A 22,765-nucleotide genomic window follows, 5' to 3' on the forward strand; every position below is an offset into this window, starting at 1 on the left:
AAAACAAAAGGAATAGCGGTGAAAAGTCATTACTTAGTTATCGGAGCTGTATTAGAGTCTATCAATGATGGACTTCGTGAAGGTGGTGAGCCACCTATTACGGTCGTCATGAGCCCAAAGAACAAGAAAATATTTGACCAAGAAGTAACTGATTTTGATGGTGATGAGCAAGTTACCTTCTCTTTGGCGCAAGGTTCGATTGAGGTTGATGAATCTTGCTCGGACGATGAAGTGTACGCCACCTTACCTATTCATTAAATACCCAAGGGGTAAAGTTTGTTACTCATTAATTCAGGAAGCGATATGAACAAGTTAAAATGGATTCTGATACCAATTGTGATTATCTGTGCTGCGTTAGTCGTAGCGGATGCCATCCGCCTTTACGGTGAGCCTGATAGCGTGAAACAACACAAGTACGAGTTACTACAAGAGCAAGTGTTGGCAGAGAAAGCCAAGGCCGAGGAGCTGGAAGCATTGAGAGAATCGCTGCCTGATATGACTTGGTCAGAAATCGATGCACTTGCACCGGAAGATAGGGCGAACGCTTATCTACTTTATATTCGAAACTTTGCTCTCTTCATGTCGGTTGTCGTCGGCTTAATGGTGGCCTGGAACCGTCGCCGTTATGAGTCTTATTAGGGGAAGTTGGTTCATGGTTATCGAAGATAAATGCACCCAATGTGGAGAGCCGATTAGCATTGAAATCGACTCTAAGTTTTCATCTAGAGCAGACGGCAAACGTCCGTTCTATCCAGACTCAGAAATGTCAGAACGCTCTAATCGTTTACGTTGCCGTAAATGCAGTGGTTGGATAGCTGACACCGTTCCAAGCGCAGCACACGCCATAACAACGCACTGAGGGGAAATTGGCCGTGTACTTCAAAACCCTGAAAACGGAAACTGATCATGGTGAAACGTACCGAATAAAGCAGGATGGTTCGGGGTTTATGGTTACGCTTGAGCCTAATTATAACCGTAATGGGTGCCAAAGGTATTCAGGCCGCTTCCCAAGACCTTGCAAGTCTCTTGTGGGGGCAAAATCGGTAGTAACCAAATGGCTAGGTTACAAACCTAGTTGGACTGAAGAAACTAAGGGGTAAATTAACCCTAAAGCGACCTTACCAGTTCAAGTGATTGGAATGGTTACATTGGCAATCTGAGTGGTAAACATTGCAATACACACTTACCACTTAGATTAAAAAGTTTACCAGTACGATATTTAAAGGAATGACAGGATGAACCTTAGAAGTAAAGAGTTTGTAGGGATGTTTTGTTTCACTATCACTTTGCTGATTTGGGATGTTTTTATTGAGCCTATAACTCACGAGACGATAGTAACAATCGGAATTAGTTTCTTGGTTTTGGCCATTACCTTTTACGGACGTAAACGCAATTATTCCAACTTCTTCAGTATGTGTGGCGCAGTCTATGTGTTGGTTGGTGGTACTGGATTTTTAGTAGGATAAGGAGTAACGAGGCAATGAAGCGAATATTAATGCCAGCGAGCGGACATCAAGATGACCACGAAGATTCAGTTCATTTGCTAGTGAACGGTCGAGTTCCGTGTGGTCGCACTTTTGCAAAAAATATCCATTGTATGACCGATAAGCCATTAACTTGTGAGCACTGTAGACAAGCTTTACAGCTCAAAGAAAACTAAGTAGGGGGATATCGTGAGTGAATTAATGTTGCACGGGGTGCTCAATGCACCGTGTAAACCAAATGATGTCATGGCAGTAACTCAGCTCAAAGATGCTGCTGAACGTGCATCAGAGCGTATCAAGAAGCTTGATGCTGAAAATGAACGTTTAGCTAATGCGCTTGAATACATCTACGAAAGTGGCATCTTGCTTAACCAAGATGTGCTTGATAAGGCTCGTTGGGGTTTGGGTCTGGAAGTTGAAAACCCAGAAGAAATAGCATCTTTAAAGCCGCGATTTAGCTAACCGAGGGGGAAATTATACATGCTGGATCGTATCAAAAATCTGCCTTTAGGCATGGCGATATTAATAACCTTAGCTATTTGGGGAATACCATTAACGGTGAGCATCCTTAGCAGACCGATGTACATTCCTCATTGCCTATTCTTCGGTGGTTTAGCAGCGGTAGTGTGGATGGTTTCTTATCTTTCACTTGAACGAAAACAATAACGTAGGGGAAATTGGTGGACGACCGACAACGTGAAAAGTTATCCGAGTTGATGGCTATTACAAAGAGTAGCGCTGAGCGTGAACTCAATGAAGAGTACAAAGAGCTGTCTGCAAACATTCAGCAGGCACTCAGTGAACTGGGCTTCGACCCTTCGTTGTCAGATGCAACGAATCTTTGGGAAGCGTATTCTCAGAGCATGCATTCGAACTGGTTGTCAGGAGCCGAGACTATCAGGGGTGCAAGAGAGTTTATAGAGTCCTTTCTTGATGACGTTTATGACGACATCTGTTAGCTATGGGGAAATATTCATGAAATTCAGTGCAGTTTTGTGCAGTGTGTTGCGAGAGTCGGAAAACGATTTTTATACCATCTCAAACCGCGACCGCAACATAGCTCGATTGTTTTTGATGTTGCTCGCAATAGCATTAGGTTTTGGCTCATATCATCTTGGCGGCTATGCGGTTGGTGAGTTTCTAGCCCAACAAGGCTGGTAAGAACGTACGGGGGGATAGTTGACGTTCCTAGTATTCATAAGGCTCTGGGAAATAAGGACATTTGTTACCACTAAGAAGTTGTTATACACCGACCCAATAGACATGAGAGCGCTCGCGGAACTAGCATTTTAATTGCCAATAAAGCTAACATATGTTTGACATATGCAGGTCAAATTATATACTGAACATATGTTGAGCATATGCTGAAAGTGAGGGCGTTATGAGAACGGTATCAATATTTAAAAATGGCAAGAATCAAGCGGTTCGTTTGCCTAAAGAGTTTGAGTTCGATGGTGTGAACGAACTGGAAATTCACAAAGAAGGTGATGTTATCACTTTGCGCCCAGCTCGCCCTGATTGGTTGTCGTTCGGGGAGCAAGAGAAAGCTGATAAGGACTTCATGGCTAACCGTGAGGATGTAGTGACAGACGAAGGGCGATTTAACTTTGACTAAAAAGATCAACTACATGCTCGATACTTGCATCTGCTCATTCATTATGAGAGAGCAACCAATTGAGGTCTTAAAAAAGCTGCAAGCGGTCGTTGGTAAGCAGCATAGAATTGTGATTTCGGCTATCACCTACCAAGAAATGCAATATGGTTTACTTGGTAAAAAAGCGTCTCCTAGACATGCGGTACTTGTACAAGAATTTCTCAAGCGAGTTGATGAGATCTTACCTTGGGATAAAGCAGCAGTAGACGCCACCACAGAGGTTAAGCGCGACCTAATGGCGAAAGGTACGCCTATCGGCAATAACGACACTTCTATCGCGGGGCACGCAATCGCAACAGATTGTGTTCTTGTCACTAACAACACACGAGAGTTTAAACGAGTTACTGGTTTAAACCTCGAAGACTGGGTTCATTAAGGGGAATTAACCAATGCCGATGACTATTTGCGAACACTGTGAGCGGACCACAAATACAGCTGTGATTGATCACGACCAGGGTGGCAAGTGCTTAGCTACTTTCAATAGTGAATCTAAATCCTATGAAAAAGGTTGTGTATTCGATACGGCACATGAGCTAGATCAGAAATCCGCAAATGACATTATCAATCGCAACTAAGGGGATCTATTAGAAATGATTTACGTATATGGCGTTCTTTTAGTTTTAGGTTTGCTTATGTTTACAGATTCATTCTTGAATTTAGTAGAGAGCTTAGAGTTGAAATATTACTGGCTAACTGTAGGGTTTAGTATGTTTGTTATGTCGGTAATTCAGGTTATTAGATATAGAAACGGCTACACAATAAAACGCCCATTTATATTCTCTGCATCAGTGTTTGGTGTAATAGTTGGCTATCCAATGACAATCATTTCCACTCATACAAGGGCTGAGTTTCTGCAGTACGAATATGGGAATGAGTTAGTCATATTGGGCGTGATATTCGGATTTATTCTACTCGGTTTTGCAGGTGAGCGTGATGACACCTCATCGGGATGGGGAAACGATAACCTTACCGATCTATCCAAAAAATAGACGAAAGATGAATAAGGGGAACTATCATGCTAAAGAATGTTGTTATTGGCATCTTACTCCTACTGTGTCTCTGGTTCTGGAGCGGCAATTATCTAAAAACATTTGATGGGTGTGTAGATAGTTACTTTCGAGAGTTTACTGGTATCGAAGACCGTACACGTCGAAGGTCTAGAGCAATTGAGGTATGTGAAGAGTTGGTAGCGGAAGGAAGAGTCTTACCACCAGGTAATTAATCTAAGGGGAAATTGGTCATGCCGTCAGATTTGCATGAAAAGCAAAACAGGCTGCTAGGTGGATGAAAAAAAATGGTTTTTCCGTTGTAGCTACGAATATCAAGGCAACCGGCTCCCGTGAGGTTGTCGACGCTATTGGCATTCGTAGTTCATGTTCAATCGTTATCGAATCGAAAGTGTCAAGAAGTGATTTCTTCGCTGACAAAAAGAAACCAAAGCGTCAACCAGGGGCTAAAGCACTTGGTACTTATCGTTTCTATGTATGCCTTGTCGGTCTAATTAAACCTGAAGAGGTGTTGCCTCTTGGTTGGGGGCTTATCTACTCTGATGGTAAGAAAATCGTCCAAGAGTTCAAGCAAGCAGGTAATCACTGGCCCAGTGCTAATTCTGATCATCCAATCGGTACAGAATGGATACCATTTCAGCATGAGGTTTACGCAAATGCCGAGAGATCGATGTTGTTCTCTTTATGTCGTCGGTTGGTATCAAATCAACCAATTATCCGCTAAAAGGAAATGTGACGATGACTAGGTTCTGTTTGCTCATTATTGGTGCTGGCTGTCTAGTTGGGCAACTTGTATGGTCACCCATGGACTCACCTGATGATAAGCAACCAAACAATTGTTTTGCCCCCGGCCAAGTGACTTCCCCTTCAGTCACAAAGTCAGGACCAAAAACAAAGCCAGTTCAATCAATGTCAAATCTCAACGCTAGAAATAGTACCGAGACCTCACTAGCTCTAGAGTCAAATCCTATCATTGATGCTGAAAAGGTAATGTCAGATTCTCTAACTAACTTACATCTAGAGCAGTTCAGTGAATATCTAAGTGGTGAGCTTGCAAATGAGCATACTACGTTAGCTTTTTATACAGATCGTAGATGGCAATCATTCTATGTACATGTGGGCTATCAGTCAGATGATATCAACCAATTGATTCACTTTCGTGGTCAATACCTTGCAGACAGCAGCCAATCTGGGAAAGAGTATTACTACCATAGATGGTCAGATGCTCCGCATAGAGTACTAGCCGACGTAGTAGCCGAAGACCTTCTTACGTACATGAGAATTGGAGATGATTGGGAGTTAGCGCTAAGTAGCAGTATTTCAGATGTTGCTAGGCAGTATGGTGTTTCCAGATCGTTAGTAGAAAATATCGCTAGAGCCCACTTGTTAAACTCAATAGGTCGAATCGAAACGTCGAGAGCATTACTTGACCCAAAAGCTCCGGTAATACAATATGATACGGATTTTATCAATTTCCTGAATGCGCAGGCTAAATTTAAGGCAGGCATTGATTAAAAGTTGTTAGATGGGCACACTAAAGCTCTATCTGAGCAAGCACTAGCAACCGCGGGTCGCCTCTTAACCAAATAAGGATTTGTATGAAATATGTTCTGTTGATAGCATTGCTATTCGGAGTGACCGCTGCTCATATCGTTGGTTTTGTAGTGGATTTGGCCCCGATTGACTACCAACAAGTACATCCTGTCTACCATGGTCTTGTGTTCCTTTGTGTCTGGGTTATAGTCGGGATATTCTCGAAGTTTGTTTTTCAGCTAATGTCCAAATTCCATAGCAGAAAGGATGATACTCTGAGCTATTACCATTTTGCTTTTCTAGGCGGATTCGGTTTTATTATGATGCTCTTTGATGTAATCGGGACGTTAATTACGGTGCGGGAGTACCGACAAACTTATCGGAATGGTTACTTAGCGTACTTGGATGGTCAAGATGAAGAATCCAATCCATATTGGAAAGTGGTTGCTAGTAAATATCACCACCAAGACGAGGTTGAATGCCATTGGGAAAAAAAAGCTTATTATTGGTCTAAGGGATTTAGAGCCGCTGATGATTTCCGTAAGAATCAGGCAAGGAGCGAAATATGAATCAGCTATTATTGGCTGCAGTACTTGCAACTGTATCAATGAACACTATTGCAGCGTCCAAAGAAGAACACGCGATCAAGACTAGTCAACCTCTAATTCGCGCGCTAGTCGAAATGCAGCTTGAAACAGCTTGTAGTTCGAGTGTCAATGAGCGCGGTGAGGTATCTCTCGATGTCAACGAAGAATGTGTTTCAAGGGTGAACAACTTGCGCTCTACTTTAGAGGGCGAACCTACGGCTGTAACTCTCGTAAATCATGTTGATATGTTTATGCACGCCAACGCAATACCACGCAAAAATACCTCAGGGTTCGTTGATGTCAGTAGCCAGTAGAGTTAAATTATTAGGTGGCCAGAAACTATCACAAATATCAGAATCTTACGAAATGAGTGCAGCACAGACTTGAGATGTATGGGGTCTAAACTTAGAGCAGTTTGATATAATGGTGTCCACTTATCTCGATGCCGATAGCGCTATTAAACGTCTTAAGGCTAAATACAGGTTTCACTATGATGTTAGGAGTACGATTAACACTCTATCCATCATTTGTGTGTCCGTAGTACTGATATCTTTTTTCGTTAGCTAGTAGACGATGAGATGGGAATAATCTTGAAGACTTTGTTAAGCTATCTATTCAAATCACCGGCCCAGACACAATTCATCATGGGATGATTGATCGTGACTAACCCGGGATCTTGGACAGAAACTAGTGTTCTTTAATGGTTGGTTTGGTGCAGGATTGGTCGTCGCATCTATATGGTTTGGCATTGCACCAAAATTATATATGTGGTGCAAAAGAAGTCGTACTTATAAAGAGGACAAGGAATCGTTGTGACAGGAATTCAATTTTTTTACTGCTTATCTCACTTGGCATAATCCTATGGGTCGTACGACCAAAAGGAGGATGGTCTCAAACAGCAACTAAAAAAGAGATCCATTCGCTATTGGCTAAGTGTGAAGCCCAACCAGGGCTTATCGAGTATGTCAGTCTATTGGAGACTCAAGGCCAGAGCGTAATTTGCGAACTAAAACTATTTGATCATCAGCCTATGAGGGTGGGTACAGGAGTAGAAGCCACTGTGACGTGGTTGAAGATCAAGTCTCTAAAAGAAGGGACTGATACGCCATCCTACCTGCTAGAGAATAAGTAGAGTACAACTTACGCCTATTTCACGGAATAACCGTTCTATATTGAAATTCTTAAACGGAGATTTATGAGAAAGTTAAAATTTGGTAAGTCACTCTTTGTGTTTGGGGCCGTCAACGTAATAGTGCTGTTATCTGTTCTGCAGTTAAAAGCTATCGTTACAGATGCTCCAATCGAAGAAGTCAGTTTCGGGTTCGACGGACTAATTGCAGTCTTTCTTTTCTTCATATTATATCGGCCTATTCATGTGAAGTATTTTGGTAGTTTTTTGACCAATTAGAGAAGCCTGCGTAAATCTATACCGGATAAGAAACAAGAACAATCTTATTCAATAGGCTCTGATAAAATCGCTCAGAAAGCTGCATATCGAATTTTTATAGGTAGGCTAGGATAAAAATATGAAGTATGTCAGTGTTGAAAGTGCAAGTGCTCGATTTAAAATAGCAGCAGAGACTCCTCAAAAGACGCTTCTGGGTATAGCGTTATTAAGGTATTGTTTGTTCGTTTCTGCTGTGTGGCTCACAGTGCAAACCCTTTACTTGCTGGGTATGTGCATGCTTGTGCTTGCCTGTTATTCCCACTATATTTGCAAGCCGTATACCGGGTGGACAGTCTCGTTATTTCGAACTGATTTTGATGATCACGAGTTTGTCCCACTTAAAGCATGGATGGTACCAAACTCTAGCGCCGAGCTTACGGGCACAGAGTATCAAGAGGTTTTGAACGGCTTCTCTGCACCAACCCTTGAAAAAATGTCTGAAATCATCAGCAGGCACCAAAAGTTAACCATCCATGACGCAGCAAATCTATTCTTTTACGACACTTTCTGGTCAATCCCAAAGCTGCGTAAAAATGAGTATGAAATTGTTAAATCACGGTTCAAAGACAAGATCATTGGAAAGAGCTAGTTAACTTTGAGTGTTGGGTTTAGGGGGAGGTGCACTGGAGGCGCACCGAGTGTTGCGCTGCGGGGTTTCGTCTCTGTTTTCTGCAACTGACCGTCACCGCGATGCTCAGCCCCCTTAAATTGAACGTGTTGATGCCGATTACACTATCGGCAACTCCACTCAGTCCATTTTGATGGATCAAACACTTTTGAGTATGTTGTGTGGTACTGCACATCCATCTTATTCAGCAGATCTAAGTATTTCACTGCTACTGCTGCCACAAAAAACGGTAAATTCATTTCTCTTGCAAGCCAGTATCTATGGCGACCATCATCCATAGTTACCGGGATTTCAAACCCTGAACCAAGCACCGATCCCCAAATTTCACTATCTTTTTCAAGATAACTACCTAAGGCATTTATTCTGCTCACAGACCTGTTAAAAGCATGTCCACCAAGGTCGTCATTAAGTAACTCTGATAAATCTGCTGGCAAGTATTTTACCTTATCGTTACTCCAAGCTTTATCCCACTTTGCTACATCTAGTACTACGTATACGAAGTCGTCGAGCGGCATAGTATGACGATCACATTGGCAGTAAGTGATAGAGTGTTCAGTATCGTGTATTTCTACCGCGTTCATTGTGCTTTGCGGAAAGCCTAGGTGCTTACATAGCTTGATCATTTTTAGTTAGTCCGTATTCAGCTGTTTAATCCGATGTTGGCACGGACTGCACTAGATAGCAACTAGCCTCACGCCTTCTAAGTAGCTGAACTTTCTGCTATCCTTTTATTGAATTCTCCTTCAAATTTGACTCTTATGAATGTAACCGGCCACCTCGCTATCGGCGCCGCTAGCTATTTGTTTGCGGCTAAAACACTACCGAATTATCCCGTCTTTGCTGACGCTAATCCGGCCACTTGGTTCTTAGGCCTTGTCTTGTGTCTATTTGGCTCGTTACTGCCCGATATCGACCATCCTCAGAGTTCAGTTGGCAGCAAGGTTAAATTTATCTCCTATCCCCTATCACTCGTGTTCGGCCATCGCGGAATAACCCACTCTCTATTGGCTATCGCTTTGATTGTTTGGGGGCTGTATGAGCTGCTTTACATTCAAAGTCAGTCATTCTACGTTTACCTAGCCGCCCCTGTGCTCCTCGGGTACCTAAGTCATGTGATCATCGATGCATTTTCACCGGCCCGTGTCCGACTGATGTATCCCAGCCAAAAGCGTTATGGACTCGCTCTATATGACGGAGCGTTATCTCAACTCTTAGTCTACGTAAGCATATTGAGCTTATCTGTTTGGTACTATTTTGCTTTCTGAGCTCTGCTCTACCAAATGACAGATGAAACAAATTCAATCGCTTATTGATATACTGTCAATGTCTACAAATTGCAAAAAGGAAAAGCAATGTTTAATAAAAGTAAGGTCATGTTGGCAATTTCTGCTACCGTACTACTCGGCGCTTGCGCTTCGAAAGAGCCTGTTACCGTAGAGCAAAAACCTATGACTCCTCTCGAAATTGCTAAGGAAATGCAGCGCGAGGAAAATCAATCTGTTCTTGCTGCTGTACCAGATTGGTACTTTAGCACCCAACAAAATTCGCGTGGTGCCATCTACGAGAACGCAACTGCTACGAGCAAGGACTTACAGTTTGCACTTAACCAAGCGATTCTGCTTGCTGAGCAGCAGGTCGTAAAAAAATTGGCTACTGAGGTAACCTCTCTAGAGCTGAATGAAATCTCTGAGAGCAATGGTGGATCGTTTAACCAATCTGCTGAGCAAATCATCGAGGCTCGGGTAAATCAAGCGGGCCTATTCGGTCATACAGTATCAAAGAAAGAAGTACTCGTTGACCCTGCTACTGGTGAATACAGAGCGTTCGTCCAAGTCTACCTATCGCCAGCTGCGCGCGCTGATATCCTGAAAGCTGCCGCTGAAAAGGACGAACAACTCAAGCAGCTTGAAGTTCTTGAAGCTCACATTAAAGAGCTCGAGGCGCAGGCAAATGCCAACGCCTAATCAACCTGTCACGCGCATCACTCAAACGAGTGGTGCGCAAAATTTCACTTCATCAGAGGTTTAGATGTTCGCAAACCGCTACTCAATTACAGCTAAAAGCAACCTATCGCGGTCAATCTCTGTCGATAGCTTTAACGATGCGATTATTCAATCACTTTGCGAATTTTCTAACGCCTCTATTTTGACCCTCGACCATGATTACGAGTTGATAACAGCAGCAAAAAAAAGTAGCAAGGTATCCCTAAAAAACGGTGCTCATAAGGTTTGTGCGAAGCAGCTTAATGATGTTGATGTGGTGCCGAGTTTCACAACTCGCGGCTTGCAGCGCGTTATCAGTAGTGATAGTACTTTCCACATCGAATTTCTCACCAAATCAACTGCTAGCACTAGCTTCAAGCTCAAAGACAATTGTCTTGTCCCATCAGCCGGGGCCATGGCCGATATCTCTTGCGTCGCATTCAAGGGCACTTTGCGTGATAAGCCTGTGTTTGGGTATGTGTCTATCGACGAGGTTAAAGGACTGCTACCTGATAGTATGTGGTCTAAACATGCACTCGTAGATTCAGTGATGTACGAAACTGCGATATACCGTGCACTTCAGAGGCTTGATGTCGATCTCTTGAGCCAAGAGATGCAAGCTTTGATTTCCTTGCACGAACTTCGTAATTTCCTCACTTTTAATAACCACGCGTTCGACGAGAACATCTTCTCTGAGATCTTATCTGTGGTTAAATCGCGCGAAGACTATCTATTATCGCTGAGTGTATTGTGGAAAGAGAATTCAGCTTCTGAGAGCACCTATCTTGCCTACGCTCTGACGCGCTATGGAATTGAACATGGACTCTCCCTCGACAGGCTAAAAATGGAAGCTTATCAACTTGCGGAAGAGGCAGCGATCAGTCAACACTCTTTGAGCCCAATCAATGGTGGGATTTATGTAACTTGCTTCGAGCAAGATGCTGGTGGTTTTGCTATCGGACTGAGAGAGACCGTTCAAGGTAAAGTTGCTCGATGCTTTGCTAAAGCAGGTCTAGAAAGTATTTTCGCTGAGTGTATCTATGAGGATGACGAGTTTTATGAACGAGATAACGACGTAGTCATAACGACCAAATCAATCAACTCAATGACTCGTACTGCTGACAAAGTCACCGGTGCCTTTGCCGTTCTTAGCTTTATCGACGGTACATCATCAAAAGTAGTCATACATAGAGAGGATCTACTTGAAGCAGCGACGGCATCCACAAGCTCTGCCTGGCAACGTTACTTTGCACGCATGGCGATTAAAACAGCGATAGGACAAGCTATCGATAGATGTGATTGGTCAGTGAAATATCCCAACAATCTAACACGATATTTGCAATAGTATGTCAGTATTTGGCGCGGCTATCTCTGATGTATTTTTTCACTAGTGCTCTAATGGCCATTACTATTGCTATCTGAGTGCCTGACATCTCGCGTATGGGGCCAAATGCCATATACCAATCACAGTCATACCACCCATCCCCATTGTCTGAGGTTAATTTAGGCAAAAAAAAAGCGACCAAAAATGGTCGCCTTTGTGTTTAGCTTGGAAAAGCTGGTGGCCCTAGAGTAAGTAGAACATCAAGCCAATCCACACCTTTCTCTCCGTCAGGAATATCCATTGGAGGAAGGTATTTTTCGCAGTTGTAGCCAAGTGCACTTAAACGCTCAATAGCTAAATCGACGCTTATTTCACCAGCGCCACGACCTTGCGGGTCACTTGGCTTTGGTTTGTCCTTATCGACGTAAAAGTCGAGCAGGACTCTTTCTGGCGGTATGCCAGGTATTTCAGGTGGCATATAGCCTTGGAGCAAAGACGAAGAGTACATAGGCTGAACAGATATTTCCATCACAGCTCGTACTGCCTCCATGGTTTCTGCACCTTCACCGATAGCAATCGTCGCGTACCGCTGCCCATCACCTCCTTCGAAGATGAGTGGCTTGTCGTATTCGATTTGGCTTCCGGGTTTAAGGCTCCATGGTGGAGACATCATCAGCTTTCGCTTGTCTTCCTCGATTTTTTGACCAGTTTCCTTCTGAAAATAGTGGCGGTGCAATGTGCATCGCTTTCCATTGGCATCCAGTACCGGTAAAATCCACGCCGCGTACCACGCCCCCTTATCCTCTTTACGAAGAGATGCGGGGTAATACGCATTCATGTTTACTCGTAGATGCCTTGGCATCAAGTCTACATGTCCATCTGGTAAACCGCGCGATACTAAATATTTATTAAGCAAATCGCGGGCTTGGGGATTGGTGATTGGTAGACTTTGATTCCAAGCTTTACCGATGTTATCGATAGCTTGTAAACCTTCATCTACACGGATTTTGTTTCGCCGAGCAATTTCCTCTGGCGAAATTGTTGGCACTGTAGAGCCAGCATTGCGCACTGCACCGCCTTGGCGGTAGTCAACGTACTCAATACCGGCAGCGTCAAGGACTTCCATAGCCGCATCTACAGGATTAGAGATGTCCCGATACCATCGAGTGAACTCAATAATGTCCATGTAATGGCCATTGTTCACGTCGTTGTGGATACATTTTCCTGTCCAAGTAAAGTCTTTTTCCATGCGAAACTTAGTAGATTTGTTGGAGTCTGGACTTTTGGGACATGGCACCATTTTATCTGGCTTTGAGCTATTCACGATATCGGATAACCCGAGCGCTGAGTAGACAGGCCCGTAGTCACTGATCTCATGTACAAGATCAAAGACTGATTTCCGATCAGTAGAATTGCTCACAGACACCTCCAGATGAGTTAAGTGTTTTTATCATTTGTAGCTCCTTCGTAGATAAATGGAAGGGACTACTCCCCGCAAGGGAAGTATGCCCCTTGAGGGTTAAAGAGTTGAAAGCGCGAGCTTTCTGATGGCTTTAGGCATGTCGCCTGGGTTTTCAATTTCGACTACACGCTCTAAAGCAAAGTCGTATTTCCAACGCATAGCAATGCAGATGTAGTATACCTCAATGCCAAAATTTTCAGCTAGAGTATCCACTTTCTCAAGCGTACCTTGGCACTGCGCTTCACCATCGGTCAGGACGTAGATAACTTTTCGTTCTTCCGACCGGTGTTTGATTTTGGCTATTGCCCCCATCAATGCTTCGCCGGTAGGTGTTCCACCAGACATACGCACTCCCATGCGATTCAACATCGATATTGGTTTCTCTCCAAATCTAAGCAATGGTACCAAAGTATTACATCTATCTTGCTCATCAAGACGAATAAAGAGGTAACTAGAGCAAACTATACCAAGCCTTTTTAGTGCTGTGTTTAACCCAAACACCGTAGCTTGAGCCAGTTCACCACGCTCACCAACAAAACCATTGCAGTCTTTCTCTGCCATCGATCGCGAACCATCGATAAGAGAGAGAACCACTGTATTTGGTGCTTTGCCTATGGTTTCCTGTTTAAAGCATTTTCCGTCTGTAGTGGCACGATATAAGCGATTAGGCTCGATATCTCCACCGCGATTAGAAAACGATTTCTTTACCCAGTTTTTGGCTTTTAACTGCTTTTCTAACGGTCTAAACACCTTAGCAGACAATAGTTTGCCAACTTGATTGAGCTCAGATTGAAGCCGTTTGTGCGATAACGTTTGAGTGTCGGTGGTACCCATAGTGGCAACATCCATCACGTATTTATTATCGCTTTCATTGTTAAGGGCTTCATAGACCGAACTAGATAAGCTCTTATCTTGCTGCCATCGACCTTTTTCAGTGTTAGTGATCGCTGACTGCATTGAGCGCAGGCTCTGACCAATGTCTTGACCTGAGCAGCCTGCGTTTTGGCCGACGTCGCCGATGCTGCCTAGCTGACCGCCGCTTTGACCTGAGTCGCTACTGCTGCCCTGTTGAGCGACGCTTTGACCTGAGTCACCACTGCTGCCCTGTTGAGCACTGCTTTGACCTGAGTCAGTGCCGCTGCCCTGTTGAGCGCCGCTTTGACCTGAGTCGCCACTGCTGCCCTGTTGAGCACCGCTTTGACCTGAGTCACCACTGCTGCCCTGTTGAGCGCCGCTTTGACCTGAGTCGCCACTGCTGCCCTGTTGAGCGCCAATTTGACCTGAGTCGCCACTGCTGCCCTGTTGAGCGCCGCTTTGACCTGAGTCGCCACTGCTGCCCTGTTGAGTGCCGCTTTGACCTGAGTCGCCACTGCTGCCCTGTTGAGCGCCACTTTGACCTGAGTCGCCACTGCTGCCCTGTTGAGCGCCGCTTTGACCTGAGTCGCAGCTCTCTTGGCGCGGTTTTGATTGCTGGATTAGACTGCTGTCCAAGTTCTTTATCCAGTTCAGTATTTTGTTAGCTAAACACAAACTGCTTCTAGATGATACCAACCGACTTGTGAGCATCTTTTCCAGCTTACTGAGCTCTTTGCCAAGCGTTGCCGATAGAGCATTCCTTGAAGACACAAGGATTGGAAGCATCGACTTTCGCTTGCATAGGTTTACAAAGATGAAAGAGGTTACAAACATCTCCAGCTCCTCAAGAGGATCACCGGGATTGGGTTCCGTAGGAATAAGCCCTTTTCGGATCGCAATTTCAGTGCCTTTATCAAGGATGCTTCGTACACCTTTCCATTTCTGTTGCCCAGACTCTTCAACTCGTGGGTTTTCAATCGCCCAAAAGAGCTTGCACAAAATATCTAACTTTATATGCTCAACTTCATGTTTAACGACCCATTTATCTGTAAAAGAATTATGACAACCTTCGTGAACAACGAGGTATTCAGCTAACTGTCTGTTCATTCTGTTAGTGAAATCAACCGCTGGTATTTCAATAGAGTCACGGTTGTAGTTGTTCTCGAATGATCGGCAGTTATGGCCAATTACAATAGGAATGTTTGCACCTTCCATCGCGCCAGCCAAGACACTCAGTGTCGATTCGATTTGTTTTGCATCTTTCATAGGTAGTCCTCGATATTAAAAAGAGGCTACTTCCCTATCGGGTAAGTAGCCCGATAGGGTTAAAGAAATCCGCGTTCAGCGAACGACAATGGCTGACCTTCTCCTACTATAAGATGATCAAGCACTCGAATATCAACGAGGTTTAAGGCATCTACCAGTCGTCTCGTGATTCGTCGGTCTGCTTGACTAGGAGTAGTGACCCCCGAGGGGTGGTTATGGGCAAAAATTACCGCACAACTATTGAGCTCTAAAGCTCTTTTTACAACCTCTCTCGGGTATACCGAAGCCGCGTCAACGGTGCCTTTAAACATGGTTTCATGGCTGATCAGCCGATGCTGATTATCCAAAAAAATCACGTCAAAACACTCGCGTTGCTCATGCTTTAGCCTTGTTGATACAAATATCTTCACCAAATCTGGTGATGTATATGCATCTCGAGATTCTAGTTCTCTACTTAAGATCTCTCGCGCTAACTCCAATCTAACTTCCTCCGGAATTAGCTGGCGATAGTCCTCGAAACTAGCCTCTTTAAGCTCAAAAGCGCCGCGTAGTTCAGTTGAATTTTTTACGTATAACATAAGTAGCCTCCAGGCAAATGAGGCTACTATCCCTGCGGGTAAAGTAGCCCCACAGGGTTTTAAAGAAAAGGTCTACCTCGTGATTGGACGAGGTAGATGATGATTAGAAGTTAAAGATATCGTCGAACGATACCAACTCCTCTTTTAGAGCCTGTACCGGCACTTCCTCTTCCGTGGAAGATGAGGTATCCAGTTGCTCTTTGCGCTCTAAGTTCGAAGGGTTTTCTTCGGGTAGAACTTCAATACCAGCTGGATCAAAACTACTATCTGTTTTGGCCTTAACTGATATTGCATCCGCTTCAAAGAACTCATCCATTGAGAAAGAGTCGGTTTGAGCAGAATCCGCTTCAACAGGTTGTGTTGACATGTTGTCAAGCTCTCCCGTTTCAGCGGTTGCTGTTGTTGAGGTTTCACCGAAGTTAAACAAATCATCCATTGAGAATGATTTTTTTGTTTGTTTGGGCTGAACCTCAGGTTCGACCGCGGCTTCTAGGGAGTGTGTTTCTGTCTCTCCAGAATCCGCTTGGATGTCGATTGGGGTAGACTCGTTGCTGCTGTAGAGATCATCCATCGATAATGGTTGCTCTGTACTGTCTATGGCAGGTGAATCTGGCACTAGTGAGTCGGTTGCTGCTTGTTGCTCAGCCTCTAACTCTTTTAGCAACTCAGTGTCTGCCGTTGATGTAGTCAAGGAATGAATAAACTCCACCGAAGTTAAGTTGGTGGCACAATCAACGATGACTTTCGCAGTGTCGAGGTGCTTGATAAAGGTCGGCTGATCATATCCACCAATCGACCGCATGGCAGTGTCAATGTAGTTAACTACATTTTCGAAGCCAGGGTGCAGATCCTCAAGTAATTGCGCTTTATCGCGTAATCCTTTGAGTATTGCAATGCACGTACCTCTTAAGCCACTACGCTTGTTCAGAGGGTCTATGAATGAAGTTCTTGCTTCACCCTCGCTATCTAGAGCTTTTCTAGCCGTCTGGAGACTGTAACGCCAAAAATGCGTACAGTCGCGACTGAATGACTCGATAGTCTCTGTAAGGAAGTTGTCCTCACCCTCGTCACCAACAATGTCGTGCTTCATCTGCACAAATTCGTTGTTGCCAATATCGACCGATACCAACTGAGGTGAACCAACTCTTAACTTACAAGAACGCTCAAGCTTCTCTTTCTTTGGTGCATAGCTATCAATGAGATGAGATATCTGAGGATTAAGAAGTTTCTCCTCCAAAACTAGATCATCATATCGACTGAGAAATAGTTTAAGATCATGAAAAAACTGGTCCTTCAATATCGCTAGCTCACGGTAAACCGTCTCGATGCGAGACTCATGTACTAAATAGAGACTTGCCCCCAAAGAGTGGCCATGCTCTCTAAATATAGCGAAAATTGAATCTCTACATCGATTAATAAATTTTAACTCTTGACCGTTAATAATTTGAATGGTGGTACCCATGAGTCTTTTAGACTCAAGTTTGGCACCAGAAGTTGAGTCGATGACATCAACCCCTTTCATCAATACTTTACAAGTAAAGCCAGACAAAGAGACTGGCAGCATCAAATATCGACCTTTCTTACCGCGTGTTAAGCGGTTTGTATTCGATTCTGCCAATTCAACAGTCTTTTTTTGGTTACTGTCTAATGTATTATTCATAGTTAGCTCCAACTAAAAGTAAAGCGGGGCTAACTCCTGTCGGAAGATTAGCCCCGACGGGATTATTAAAAAAAATTAACGCAGTTTGGTAAATTGCTGGTCTTGCTCAGCGTCTTGGTTATATCTAACAACGCAAGACAAGCGGTAACCCTTATCCATCTTTTCAGCAATCTTGGACTGACAATACTCCTTGATGCCCGCTAGTCCCTCATCGAAGTCGACCAGTGGACGATGATAGTATGTCAGCTCTCCGGTCTCAGGGTGAGTGTAGAGAGTGTGAGAGCCACGCTCATCTGCACCGATAAACCACATTTTCCGACCTACGCCATTTTCACCTTGGTGAACGTATGCTCCAAACTCAACAGATGAAAGATCTTGCATCTCTGAGCTTAGGTATACTGGCTTAAGTGGTGTAACTTTAGGTGGTTGATTGACATCTTCACCAAAAGCAACTCGTAAAAGCAGCTTTAAGCTTTCTTTGTCATCTTCCTCAGCAGACATCAGGATCGTCCGAGAGAACGACTCTTCTACTGTGCGGAAGTTACCAAATTTCACCATCTGGTCTGCAAGACCTTTGATTATGCGAATCGATGTTGGGGTTGTTAGTTGACCAACAGTTCCATCACCTACTTGGACCTCGTCAATACCCTCCTGTTCACGCCAAACATTTTCTAGCGCTTCAGTACAAAATTCGTAAAACGTCATCAATGGCTCCACTGTAGCTTCCTCAAGGCGAGGAAACTCATGGTTGATGATGTCTTTCATAATTTTGCGATTAGGGTACTTTGAACGAGACCACGAACAACGAGCAACGAATGCTCTATCGAGCTTGTTGACGTTGTAGATCCCCAACGGGTCGCCCATGCCACAGGTTTGGCCTGTCAGCATGAGACGAAATGAATCATGGGGATAGTAAGTATCTCCGGTGTCTTCTACCGTAAACGGTTTGTAGTCGGCGACATCGTGAAGTTTTGCAATTACGGCATCATTGCCCTTATCAACTTCTTCAACAACTAGCATATAGCCAACTGAAGAAGAATCGTAAGCGCGCCCGACCACACCAAGATCGAAGATTGTTTCACCATCTTTCAACAAGTAGGTACCGTTGAGTTTATCCTCTCGGGTTGACTCTGTGATACTCACCTGAAGCATCGGAATACATAGCTTATCGCTTAAATAGCGAGCCATTTCCGACTTGCCGGTACCAGTATGACCATAGATCCCCATTGAGAGATTTCTCTCTCCAGTGAGAAATAGAGCGCCGTCTAGAAGGAGCTCTGAGTCAGGCATGTACGACTCTGGTGCCTTGCGGCAATCAGGGTGACGGTGCTTGCGTACTGGTAGGTTGTCACCAGGGCCTTTCCAAAACTCACCAAAAATATCAACTGGTGATTTCCACTGAACCTCGGCCCACAGCTCAAGCGCATTAATTTGTTTTTGAACCTCTCGCTCGGCGTTATGGTACATGTTAAAAAGCTGCTCGTAAGTAAGCTTAGACACATCAACGGTGTTTTGGGTTTGGGTAGGGAGTTCAACGATTGAAACCTCGGTAGTTTCGACTTGTTGTGCGTTAGTTTTTGCGTTCATAAGTAGCCTCCAGGCTGTTGTGGGGGCTACTTCCCTGAGGGGTAAGTAGCCCCAAAGGGTTTTAAAAGGAAATATATTTATGCTAAACGAGCGTGCTCGTCATTTTCGTAGAGCAAATGGTTAAGATGACGTCTAACTGCTGACACGGTGATGCCGGCCTTAGAGGCATTTTTCCAATAGATATTTTCGAGATACATCGGCTGAGGGTCGTTGCGCTGTTCAAAAAGCTCTACTGCAAGTTCAAAAGCAAACTCAATTGATTTTAGATAACTCGAATCAACGAAGTCACCAAATGCTGCAAGAGAGATCGCTTGCTTAGAGCTAGGTTTATACCTTCTATAGAGATAGTCGGCATATTCTCGAGCGGAATCACTATCGATGCCAGTTACTAGATGACAGATAGATAGGAAAGCGTCCGTTTTGATAAAGGCTAGCGCAGACAAATAGTCTTCATTGTCCTGACTTCCTGCCAGATCACGAGCTATGAGGTCCAGTTGCTTTGTCGCTATGCTAAGAATTTCAGCATCACTAAACTCAATCCTTAGTTCCTGATTTTCTGGATCATAACTGCCATCTTTCACTGATTGAAGAGTGTGATCTTTACTGTACTCATCAATAAGTTTCAAAGGCGGGATTTTATACACTAACTGCATAATTAGCCCTCCATGATCGATGGCATAGTCGAAAAGTGGAAAGTACAATACTTGCGTACTGCCGCAATTTGTTCCGACTTGGTTAATCGCTTGAGGACTCTTGAGTCCGCAAAACTTTTAACCAAATTTCCATCAGTATCGCGAAGTGTTCGTGAAGATGTGTGATAGTTCATGTGTAGCCTCCAAGGCAATATGGGGGCTACTTCCCTGTGGGGTAAGGAGCCCCACAGGGTTAATAAATAAAATAATTGTTACTTGTGTAAAGCTTCATCCAAAATGGCATCTATATCACTCGCCGAAATAGGCTTGTCAATTAGTTCACCATCAAAGTTACTGTCATCTTTAGTGATCAGAAAACCTCGCTTTGGGAAGAAACCTCTTTCAAGGAAGATGCTCACAGAGCGATTACCATGATGTCTTGAACCATGAGCAGTTACACCTTTAAAGTCACCATCCTTGACTAGCTTGAAAAAAATACTATTCGTCATAAATGCCTCTACACCGAGTCAAGCTCATACGAACAGCGATTTTACGCAGACGTTGAGCACGAATTGGATCGTTAGAACTTAAACATTTCAGATTTTTCATAGTATTTCCTTATTGAGTTGACTCAGAGAAGTACGAACTCGCGTTCGAAAACTCTCCAGGTTTTAAGCTCGCTGCAATTGCCTGTATTTGCTCTTCAGCGGTACCACTTGGTGCCGATTGAGCTGGGTTAGTAATCTCAGCGGGTTGAGCTGTTTCGGGTTGAGCTGCTACGGGTTGTGCTGTTGCAGCTGGTTGATTTTGCAAAAGTGCTACTGCCGCGGCTAACACCTCAGGTGTTAGCTGATCAGCTGTTGAAGCAACAGGCTGTTGGGCCGGTTGGGCTGCAACTGTCTGTTGAGCCGGTTGGGCAACAACTGTCTGTTGGGCCGGTTGAGCAACAACTGTCTGTTGAGCCGGTTGGGCAACAACTGTCTGTTGGGCCGGTTGGACAACAACTGTCTGTTGAGCCGGTTGGGCAACAACTGTCTGTTGGGCCGGTTGGGCTGCAACTGTCTGTTGAGCCGGTTGGGCAACAACTGTCTGTTGGGCCGGTTGGGCAACAACTGTCTGTTGGGCCGGTTGGGCAACAACTGTCTGTTGGGCCGGTTGGGCAACAACTGTCTGTTGGGCCGGTTGGGCAACAACTGTCTGTTGGGCCGGTTGGGTTTGCGGTGGGTAAATCTGAGCAAATAATGCAGTAAGCGATTGCTTATCTCTCATGAGAGCGAGAAGCGGTTCGTTATGCTCTTTCGCTGCTTTATAAAAGAGAGAGCACAAATGTCTTAGAACGGATGGTTTATGGTCGTTTATTTTCTTGCAGAAAATAGTCACCGTTTTCGATCCGTTATAATCACCAATGCGTACTTCACCTTGTATCTCTACCTCATCACCTTGCGCAATTCGAGTACTCCAAACCTCAGACTGTTTTTTGGTAAGAACTACATTGAACCAGTTATCGTGGTCGATGTACTTATCTCCTTCCAAAACTGAAGCCGTTTGGCATAAACCAAACTTTAGGCAACCGCTTTGTGACAGTTGAGGACGTGCGACGTTTCCGCCAACAATAAATAGATTTTGATTATGAAACATAAATAGCTCCTTGACTTGATGCCCATAGAGCTATCCCCTGCAAGGGAAGTAGCTCCCAAGAGGGCAAGTATTAAAATTAGAGTTAATTTGCAATCCAATGTTTTACTTAATGATGCTAATTAAGGTTCTCAATTTCCACAGTAGATATCTGTTAACAACAAAAGGACAATAACTAATAATAGCCAAAGTCATTGAAGTTACTGATTCAACAGCAAAGATGCTCCTTGTAAGGAATAAATTTGCTTGTATGTTGAATACGGGGGTGGTTTTCATAAAAGCACTTAGTAAATGCGCTTATGAAAAAGAGACCAACCAAAAGGAACTCCAAAAATGGAGCAAACCTAATGGTTGATATCACATTAACTACAAACACGAACACTTGTAAAGATGTCTTTGTATTCGGGAAAATCGCAGCAGAGCAGCTTTTCATCATTGTATTTTTGCTCTGGGTCGAAAAGGTTATATCTGCTAAAATATGGCTCACAAACGTATATAGTTGGGTAGCGTCCTAGTGAGAAATTGCACGGTATAAAATCAGTTAAATACCTTGAAACATAATCAAGCACCTCCTTGAGCCAGTCAAGATCCTTCAATAGTTTATCTCGAACCTGCCCTGGTAATAACCCATCTAATATGTTTTGCTGAACTATTCCCCAGAAATTGCTTGGTGTTATTTCAATAGAATTTTCCATAATCATGATCCTCTGCAAGTAAATGGAGGGCCACAATTATCATCCTAAAGGACAGATAAAAGCAGCGCTATAGGGAAGTTTAAAGATAATTAGGCATTAACCTAACCAAATGTGTATTTCTTCGTCTTTATCATTTGAAAATACCCACAATGAGTCAGACATATATACAAGATTTAAGTTTGCTTCATGTTTAACAAATCTCTGCATAGCAACAACTGTAATACCTTCATAAACCCAATCCTTGTCAAATACCTCACTCAAATGCTTGTGTGATGAACTGACTTTTTTGACACGATAGGTAACAGCATTGTTATTCCAAAAAACCACTGGTTCATATTCACTATCATGATGCCAAATAACATCAAACGTAGAATCAAACGACTTGGCATTAACATTCTCTGCAAATGCACTAGTTGAACAAACCAAGAGAACAAGAAGAATGGAAAGCTGTTTTAACATAATAAATATCCTTTAAGTGTAATGAAGGCAAGGCCAATTATATTATCCTATAGAACAATAAATTGAATAATAACCTTAAATTTAAGTTTAACATTCTGATAGAAGCAGAAAGTTACTACTAAGATTAGATTCCGGAATGGAATTTTAATGTGCAATCCTATATTTTACTTGATGATGCTAATCAAGGATTTCCATGGCCGTAGTGGATGTCTACTAACTGATTGTAAAGTTTACTAAAGCAAGCTCTCTACGAAATAGTTACTGTTCTAACAGCAGTTTACTCAAAATAA

Annotated in this window: 28 protein-coding genes; 18 read left to right on the forward strand and 10 right to left on the reverse strand. The window is 43.6% G+C overall.

Annotated elements, in window-relative coordinates; all coding sequences use genetic code 11:
* Positions 1–18 precede the first annotated feature (18 nt).
* The 14 genes from ACZ5R2_RS24030 to ACZ5R2_RS24095 all read left to right on the forward strand — a co-directional run bounded on the left by ACZ5R2_RS24030 (position 19) and on the right by ACZ5R2_RS24095 (position 8,301).
* Complete coding sequence (locus tag ACZ5R2_RS24030) at positions 19–258, forward strand: hypothetical protein (protein WP_464900728.1); 240 nt, start codon at positions 19–21, stop codon at positions 256–258.
* A 45-nt stretch (positions 259–303) separates the two neighbouring features.
* On the forward strand, positions 304–639 hold the full coding sequence (locus ACZ5R2_RS24035) for a hypothetical protein (RefSeq protein ID WP_464900729.1): 336 nt from the start codon (positions 304–306) through the stop codon (positions 637–639).
* A 596-nt stretch (positions 640–1,235) separates the two neighbouring features.
* Positions 1,236–1,466: a hypothetical protein gene (locus ACZ5R2_RS24040; RefSeq protein ID WP_464900730.1), complete on the forward strand. Its 231-nt coding sequence runs from the start codon at positions 1,236–1,238 to the stop codon at positions 1,464–1,466.
* A gap of 207 nt (positions 1,467–1,673) precedes the next feature.
* Positions 1,674–1,946, forward strand: coding sequence for a hypothetical protein (locus ACZ5R2_RS24045; protein ID WP_464900731.1), 273 nt, complete (start codon positions 1,674–1,676; stop codon positions 1,944–1,946).
* A gap of 218 nt (positions 1,947–2,164) precedes the next feature.
* Complete coding sequence (locus ACZ5R2_RS24050; protein ID WP_464900733.1) at positions 2,165–2,443, forward strand: hypothetical protein; 279 nt, start codon at positions 2,165–2,167, stop codon at positions 2,441–2,443.
* A gap of 16 nt (positions 2,444–2,459) precedes the next feature.
* On the forward strand, positions 2,460–2,645 hold the full coding sequence (locus ACZ5R2_RS24055) for a hypothetical protein (protein WP_464900734.1): 186 nt from the start codon (positions 2,460–2,462) through the stop codon (positions 2,643–2,645).
* Between the two features lie 220 nt (positions 2,646–2,865).
* Positions 2,866–3,099, forward strand: coding sequence for a type II toxin-antitoxin system VapB family antitoxin (gene vapB / locus ACZ5R2_RS24060; RefSeq protein ID WP_464900735.1), 234 nt, complete (start codon positions 2,866–2,868; stop codon positions 3,097–3,099).
* 13 nt (positions 3,100–3,112) lie between these two features.
* On the forward strand, positions 3,113–3,514 hold the full coding sequence (locus ACZ5R2_RS24065; RefSeq protein WP_464919486.1) for a type II toxin-antitoxin system VapC family toxin: 402 nt from the start codon (positions 3,113–3,115) through the stop codon (positions 3,512–3,514).
* Between the two features lie 214 nt (positions 3,515–3,728).
* Positions 3,729–4,127 carry a hypothetical protein gene (locus tag ACZ5R2_RS24070; RefSeq protein WP_464900737.1) on the forward strand — a complete coding sequence of 133 codons (399 nt, stop codon included), beginning with the start codon at positions 3,729–3,731 and terminating at the stop codon, positions 4,125–4,127.
* A 295-nt stretch (positions 4,128–4,422) separates the two neighbouring features.
* Positions 4,423–4,869, forward strand: coding sequence for a hypothetical protein (locus ACZ5R2_RS24075; RefSeq protein ID WP_464900738.1), 447 nt, complete (start codon positions 4,423–4,425; stop codon positions 4,867–4,869).
* 80 nt (positions 4,870–4,949) lie between these two features.
* The gene (locus ACZ5R2_RS24080) at positions 4,950–5,660 is read left to right on the forward strand and encodes a transposase family protein (RefSeq protein WP_464900739.1); all 711 of its coding nucleotides are present in this window, start codon (positions 4,950–4,952) and stop codon (positions 5,658–5,660) included.
* An 83-nt stretch (positions 5,661–5,743) separates the two neighbouring features.
* Complete coding sequence (locus tag ACZ5R2_RS24085; protein WP_464900740.1) at positions 5,744–6,247, forward strand: hypothetical protein; 504 nt, start codon at positions 5,744–5,746, stop codon at positions 6,245–6,247.
* Positions 6,244–6,579: a hypothetical protein gene (locus ACZ5R2_RS24090; RefSeq protein ID WP_464900741.1), complete on the forward strand. Its 336-nt coding sequence runs from the start codon at positions 6,244–6,246 to the stop codon at positions 6,577–6,579. Before ACZ5R2_RS24085 ends, ACZ5R2_RS24090 begins: the two co-directional genes overlap by 4 nt.
* Before the next feature lie 1,212 nt (positions 6,580–7,791).
* Positions 7,792–8,301 (forward strand): hypothetical protein, encoded by a 510-nt coding sequence (locus tag ACZ5R2_RS24095; protein ID WP_464900742.1) that lies wholly within the window; start codon positions 7,792–7,794, stop codon positions 8,299–8,301.
* 143 nt (positions 8,302–8,444) lie between these two features.
* Here ACZ5R2_RS24095 and ACZ5R2_RS24100 read toward each other — a convergent pair whose 3' ends face one another.
* Positions 8,445–8,921: a hypothetical protein gene (locus ACZ5R2_RS24100; protein ID WP_464900743.1), complete on the reverse strand. Its 477-nt coding sequence runs from the start codon at positions 8,919–8,921 to the stop codon at positions 8,445–8,447.
* A gap of 177 nt (positions 8,922–9,098) precedes the next feature.
* On the opposite strand from ACZ5R2_RS24100, the gene ACZ5R2_RS24105 reads away from it, so the two are divergent.
* From ACZ5R2_RS24105 to ACZ5R2_RS24115, 3 genes are all read left to right on the forward strand, one after another.
* Positions 9,099–9,605, forward strand: coding sequence for a metal-dependent hydrolase (locus ACZ5R2_RS24105; protein WP_464900744.1), 507 nt, complete (start codon positions 9,099–9,101; stop codon positions 9,603–9,605).
* Positions 9,606–9,692: 87 nt separating this feature from the next.
* Positions 9,693–10,304 carry a hypothetical protein gene (locus ACZ5R2_RS24110; protein WP_464900745.1) on the forward strand — a complete coding sequence of 204 codons (612 nt, stop codon included), beginning with the start codon at positions 9,693–9,695 and terminating at the stop codon, positions 10,302–10,304.
* A 64-nt stretch (positions 10,305–10,368) separates the two neighbouring features.
* Positions 10,369–11,667, forward strand: coding sequence for a recombinase RecT (locus ACZ5R2_RS24115; RefSeq protein WP_464900746.1), 1,299 nt, complete (start codon positions 10,369–10,371; stop codon positions 11,665–11,667).
* Positions 11,668–11,866: 199 nt separating this feature from the next.
* Here the strand turns inward: ACZ5R2_RS24115 and ACZ5R2_RS24120 are convergent, their stop codons facing one another.
* From ACZ5R2_RS24120 to ACZ5R2_RS24150, 7 genes are all read right to left on the reverse strand, one after another.
* Positions 11,867–13,066 carry a DUF7146 domain-containing protein gene (locus ACZ5R2_RS24120; RefSeq protein WP_464900747.1) on the reverse strand — a complete coding sequence of 400 codons (1,200 nt, stop codon included), beginning with the start codon at positions 13,064–13,066 and terminating at the stop codon, positions 11,867–11,869.
* A gap of 99 nt (positions 13,067–13,165) precedes the next feature.
* Positions 13,166–15,229, reverse strand: coding sequence for a vWA domain-containing protein (locus ACZ5R2_RS24125; protein ID WP_464900748.1), 2,064 nt, complete (start codon positions 15,227–15,229; stop codon positions 13,166–13,168).
* A 59-nt stretch (positions 15,230–15,288) separates the two neighbouring features.
* A complete protein-coding gene (gene radC / locus ACZ5R2_RS24130; RefSeq protein ID WP_464900749.1) occupies positions 15,289–15,807 on the reverse strand; it encodes a RadC family protein in 519 nt (172 codons plus the stop codon).
* Between the two features lie 103 nt (positions 15,808–15,910).
* A complete protein-coding gene (locus ACZ5R2_RS24135; protein ID WP_464900750.1) occupies positions 15,911–17,467 on the reverse strand; it encodes a DUF3150 domain-containing protein in 1,557 nt (518 codons plus the stop codon).
* A gap of 75 nt (positions 17,468–17,542) precedes the next feature.
* A complete protein-coding gene (locus ACZ5R2_RS24140) occupies positions 17,543–19,054 on the reverse strand; it encodes an AAA family ATPase (protein ID WP_464900751.1) in 1,512 nt (503 codons plus the stop codon).
* Positions 19,055–19,131: 77 nt separating this feature from the next.
* Positions 19,132–19,707 carry a hypothetical protein gene (locus ACZ5R2_RS24145; RefSeq protein ID WP_464900752.1) on the reverse strand — a complete coding sequence of 192 codons (576 nt, stop codon included), beginning with the start codon at positions 19,705–19,707 and terminating at the stop codon, positions 19,132–19,134.
* A 251-nt stretch (positions 19,708–19,958) separates the two neighbouring features.
* Entirely contained in the window at positions 19,959–20,195 is a 237-nt protein-coding gene (locus tag ACZ5R2_RS24150; protein WP_464900753.1) for a hypothetical protein, read from the reverse strand.
* A gap of 282 nt (positions 20,196–20,477) precedes the next feature.
* Here ACZ5R2_RS24150 and ACZ5R2_RS24155 point away from each other — a divergent pair, with 282 nt between their 5' ends.
* Complete coding sequence (locus ACZ5R2_RS24155; protein WP_464919482.1) at positions 20,478–20,936, forward strand: hypothetical protein; 459 nt, start codon at positions 20,478–20,480, stop codon at positions 20,934–20,936.
* 747 nt (positions 20,937–21,683) lie between these two features.
* Here the strand turns inward: ACZ5R2_RS24155 and ACZ5R2_RS24160 are convergent.
* Both ACZ5R2_RS24160 and ACZ5R2_RS24165 read right to left on the reverse strand, forming a co-directional pair.
* A complete protein-coding gene (locus ACZ5R2_RS24160; RefSeq protein WP_464900755.1) occupies positions 21,684–22,016 on the reverse strand; it encodes a hypothetical protein in 333 nt (110 codons plus the stop codon).
* Between the two features lie 96 nt (positions 22,017–22,112).
* Positions 22,113–22,475, reverse strand: a complete 363-nt coding sequence (locus ACZ5R2_RS24165; protein ID WP_464900756.1) for a hypothetical protein — start codon at positions 22,473–22,475, stop codon at positions 22,113–22,115.
* Positions 22,476–22,765: the final 290 nt, after the last annotated feature.

It is taken from the genome of Vibrio sabulosilitoris, from assembly GCF_055391395.1.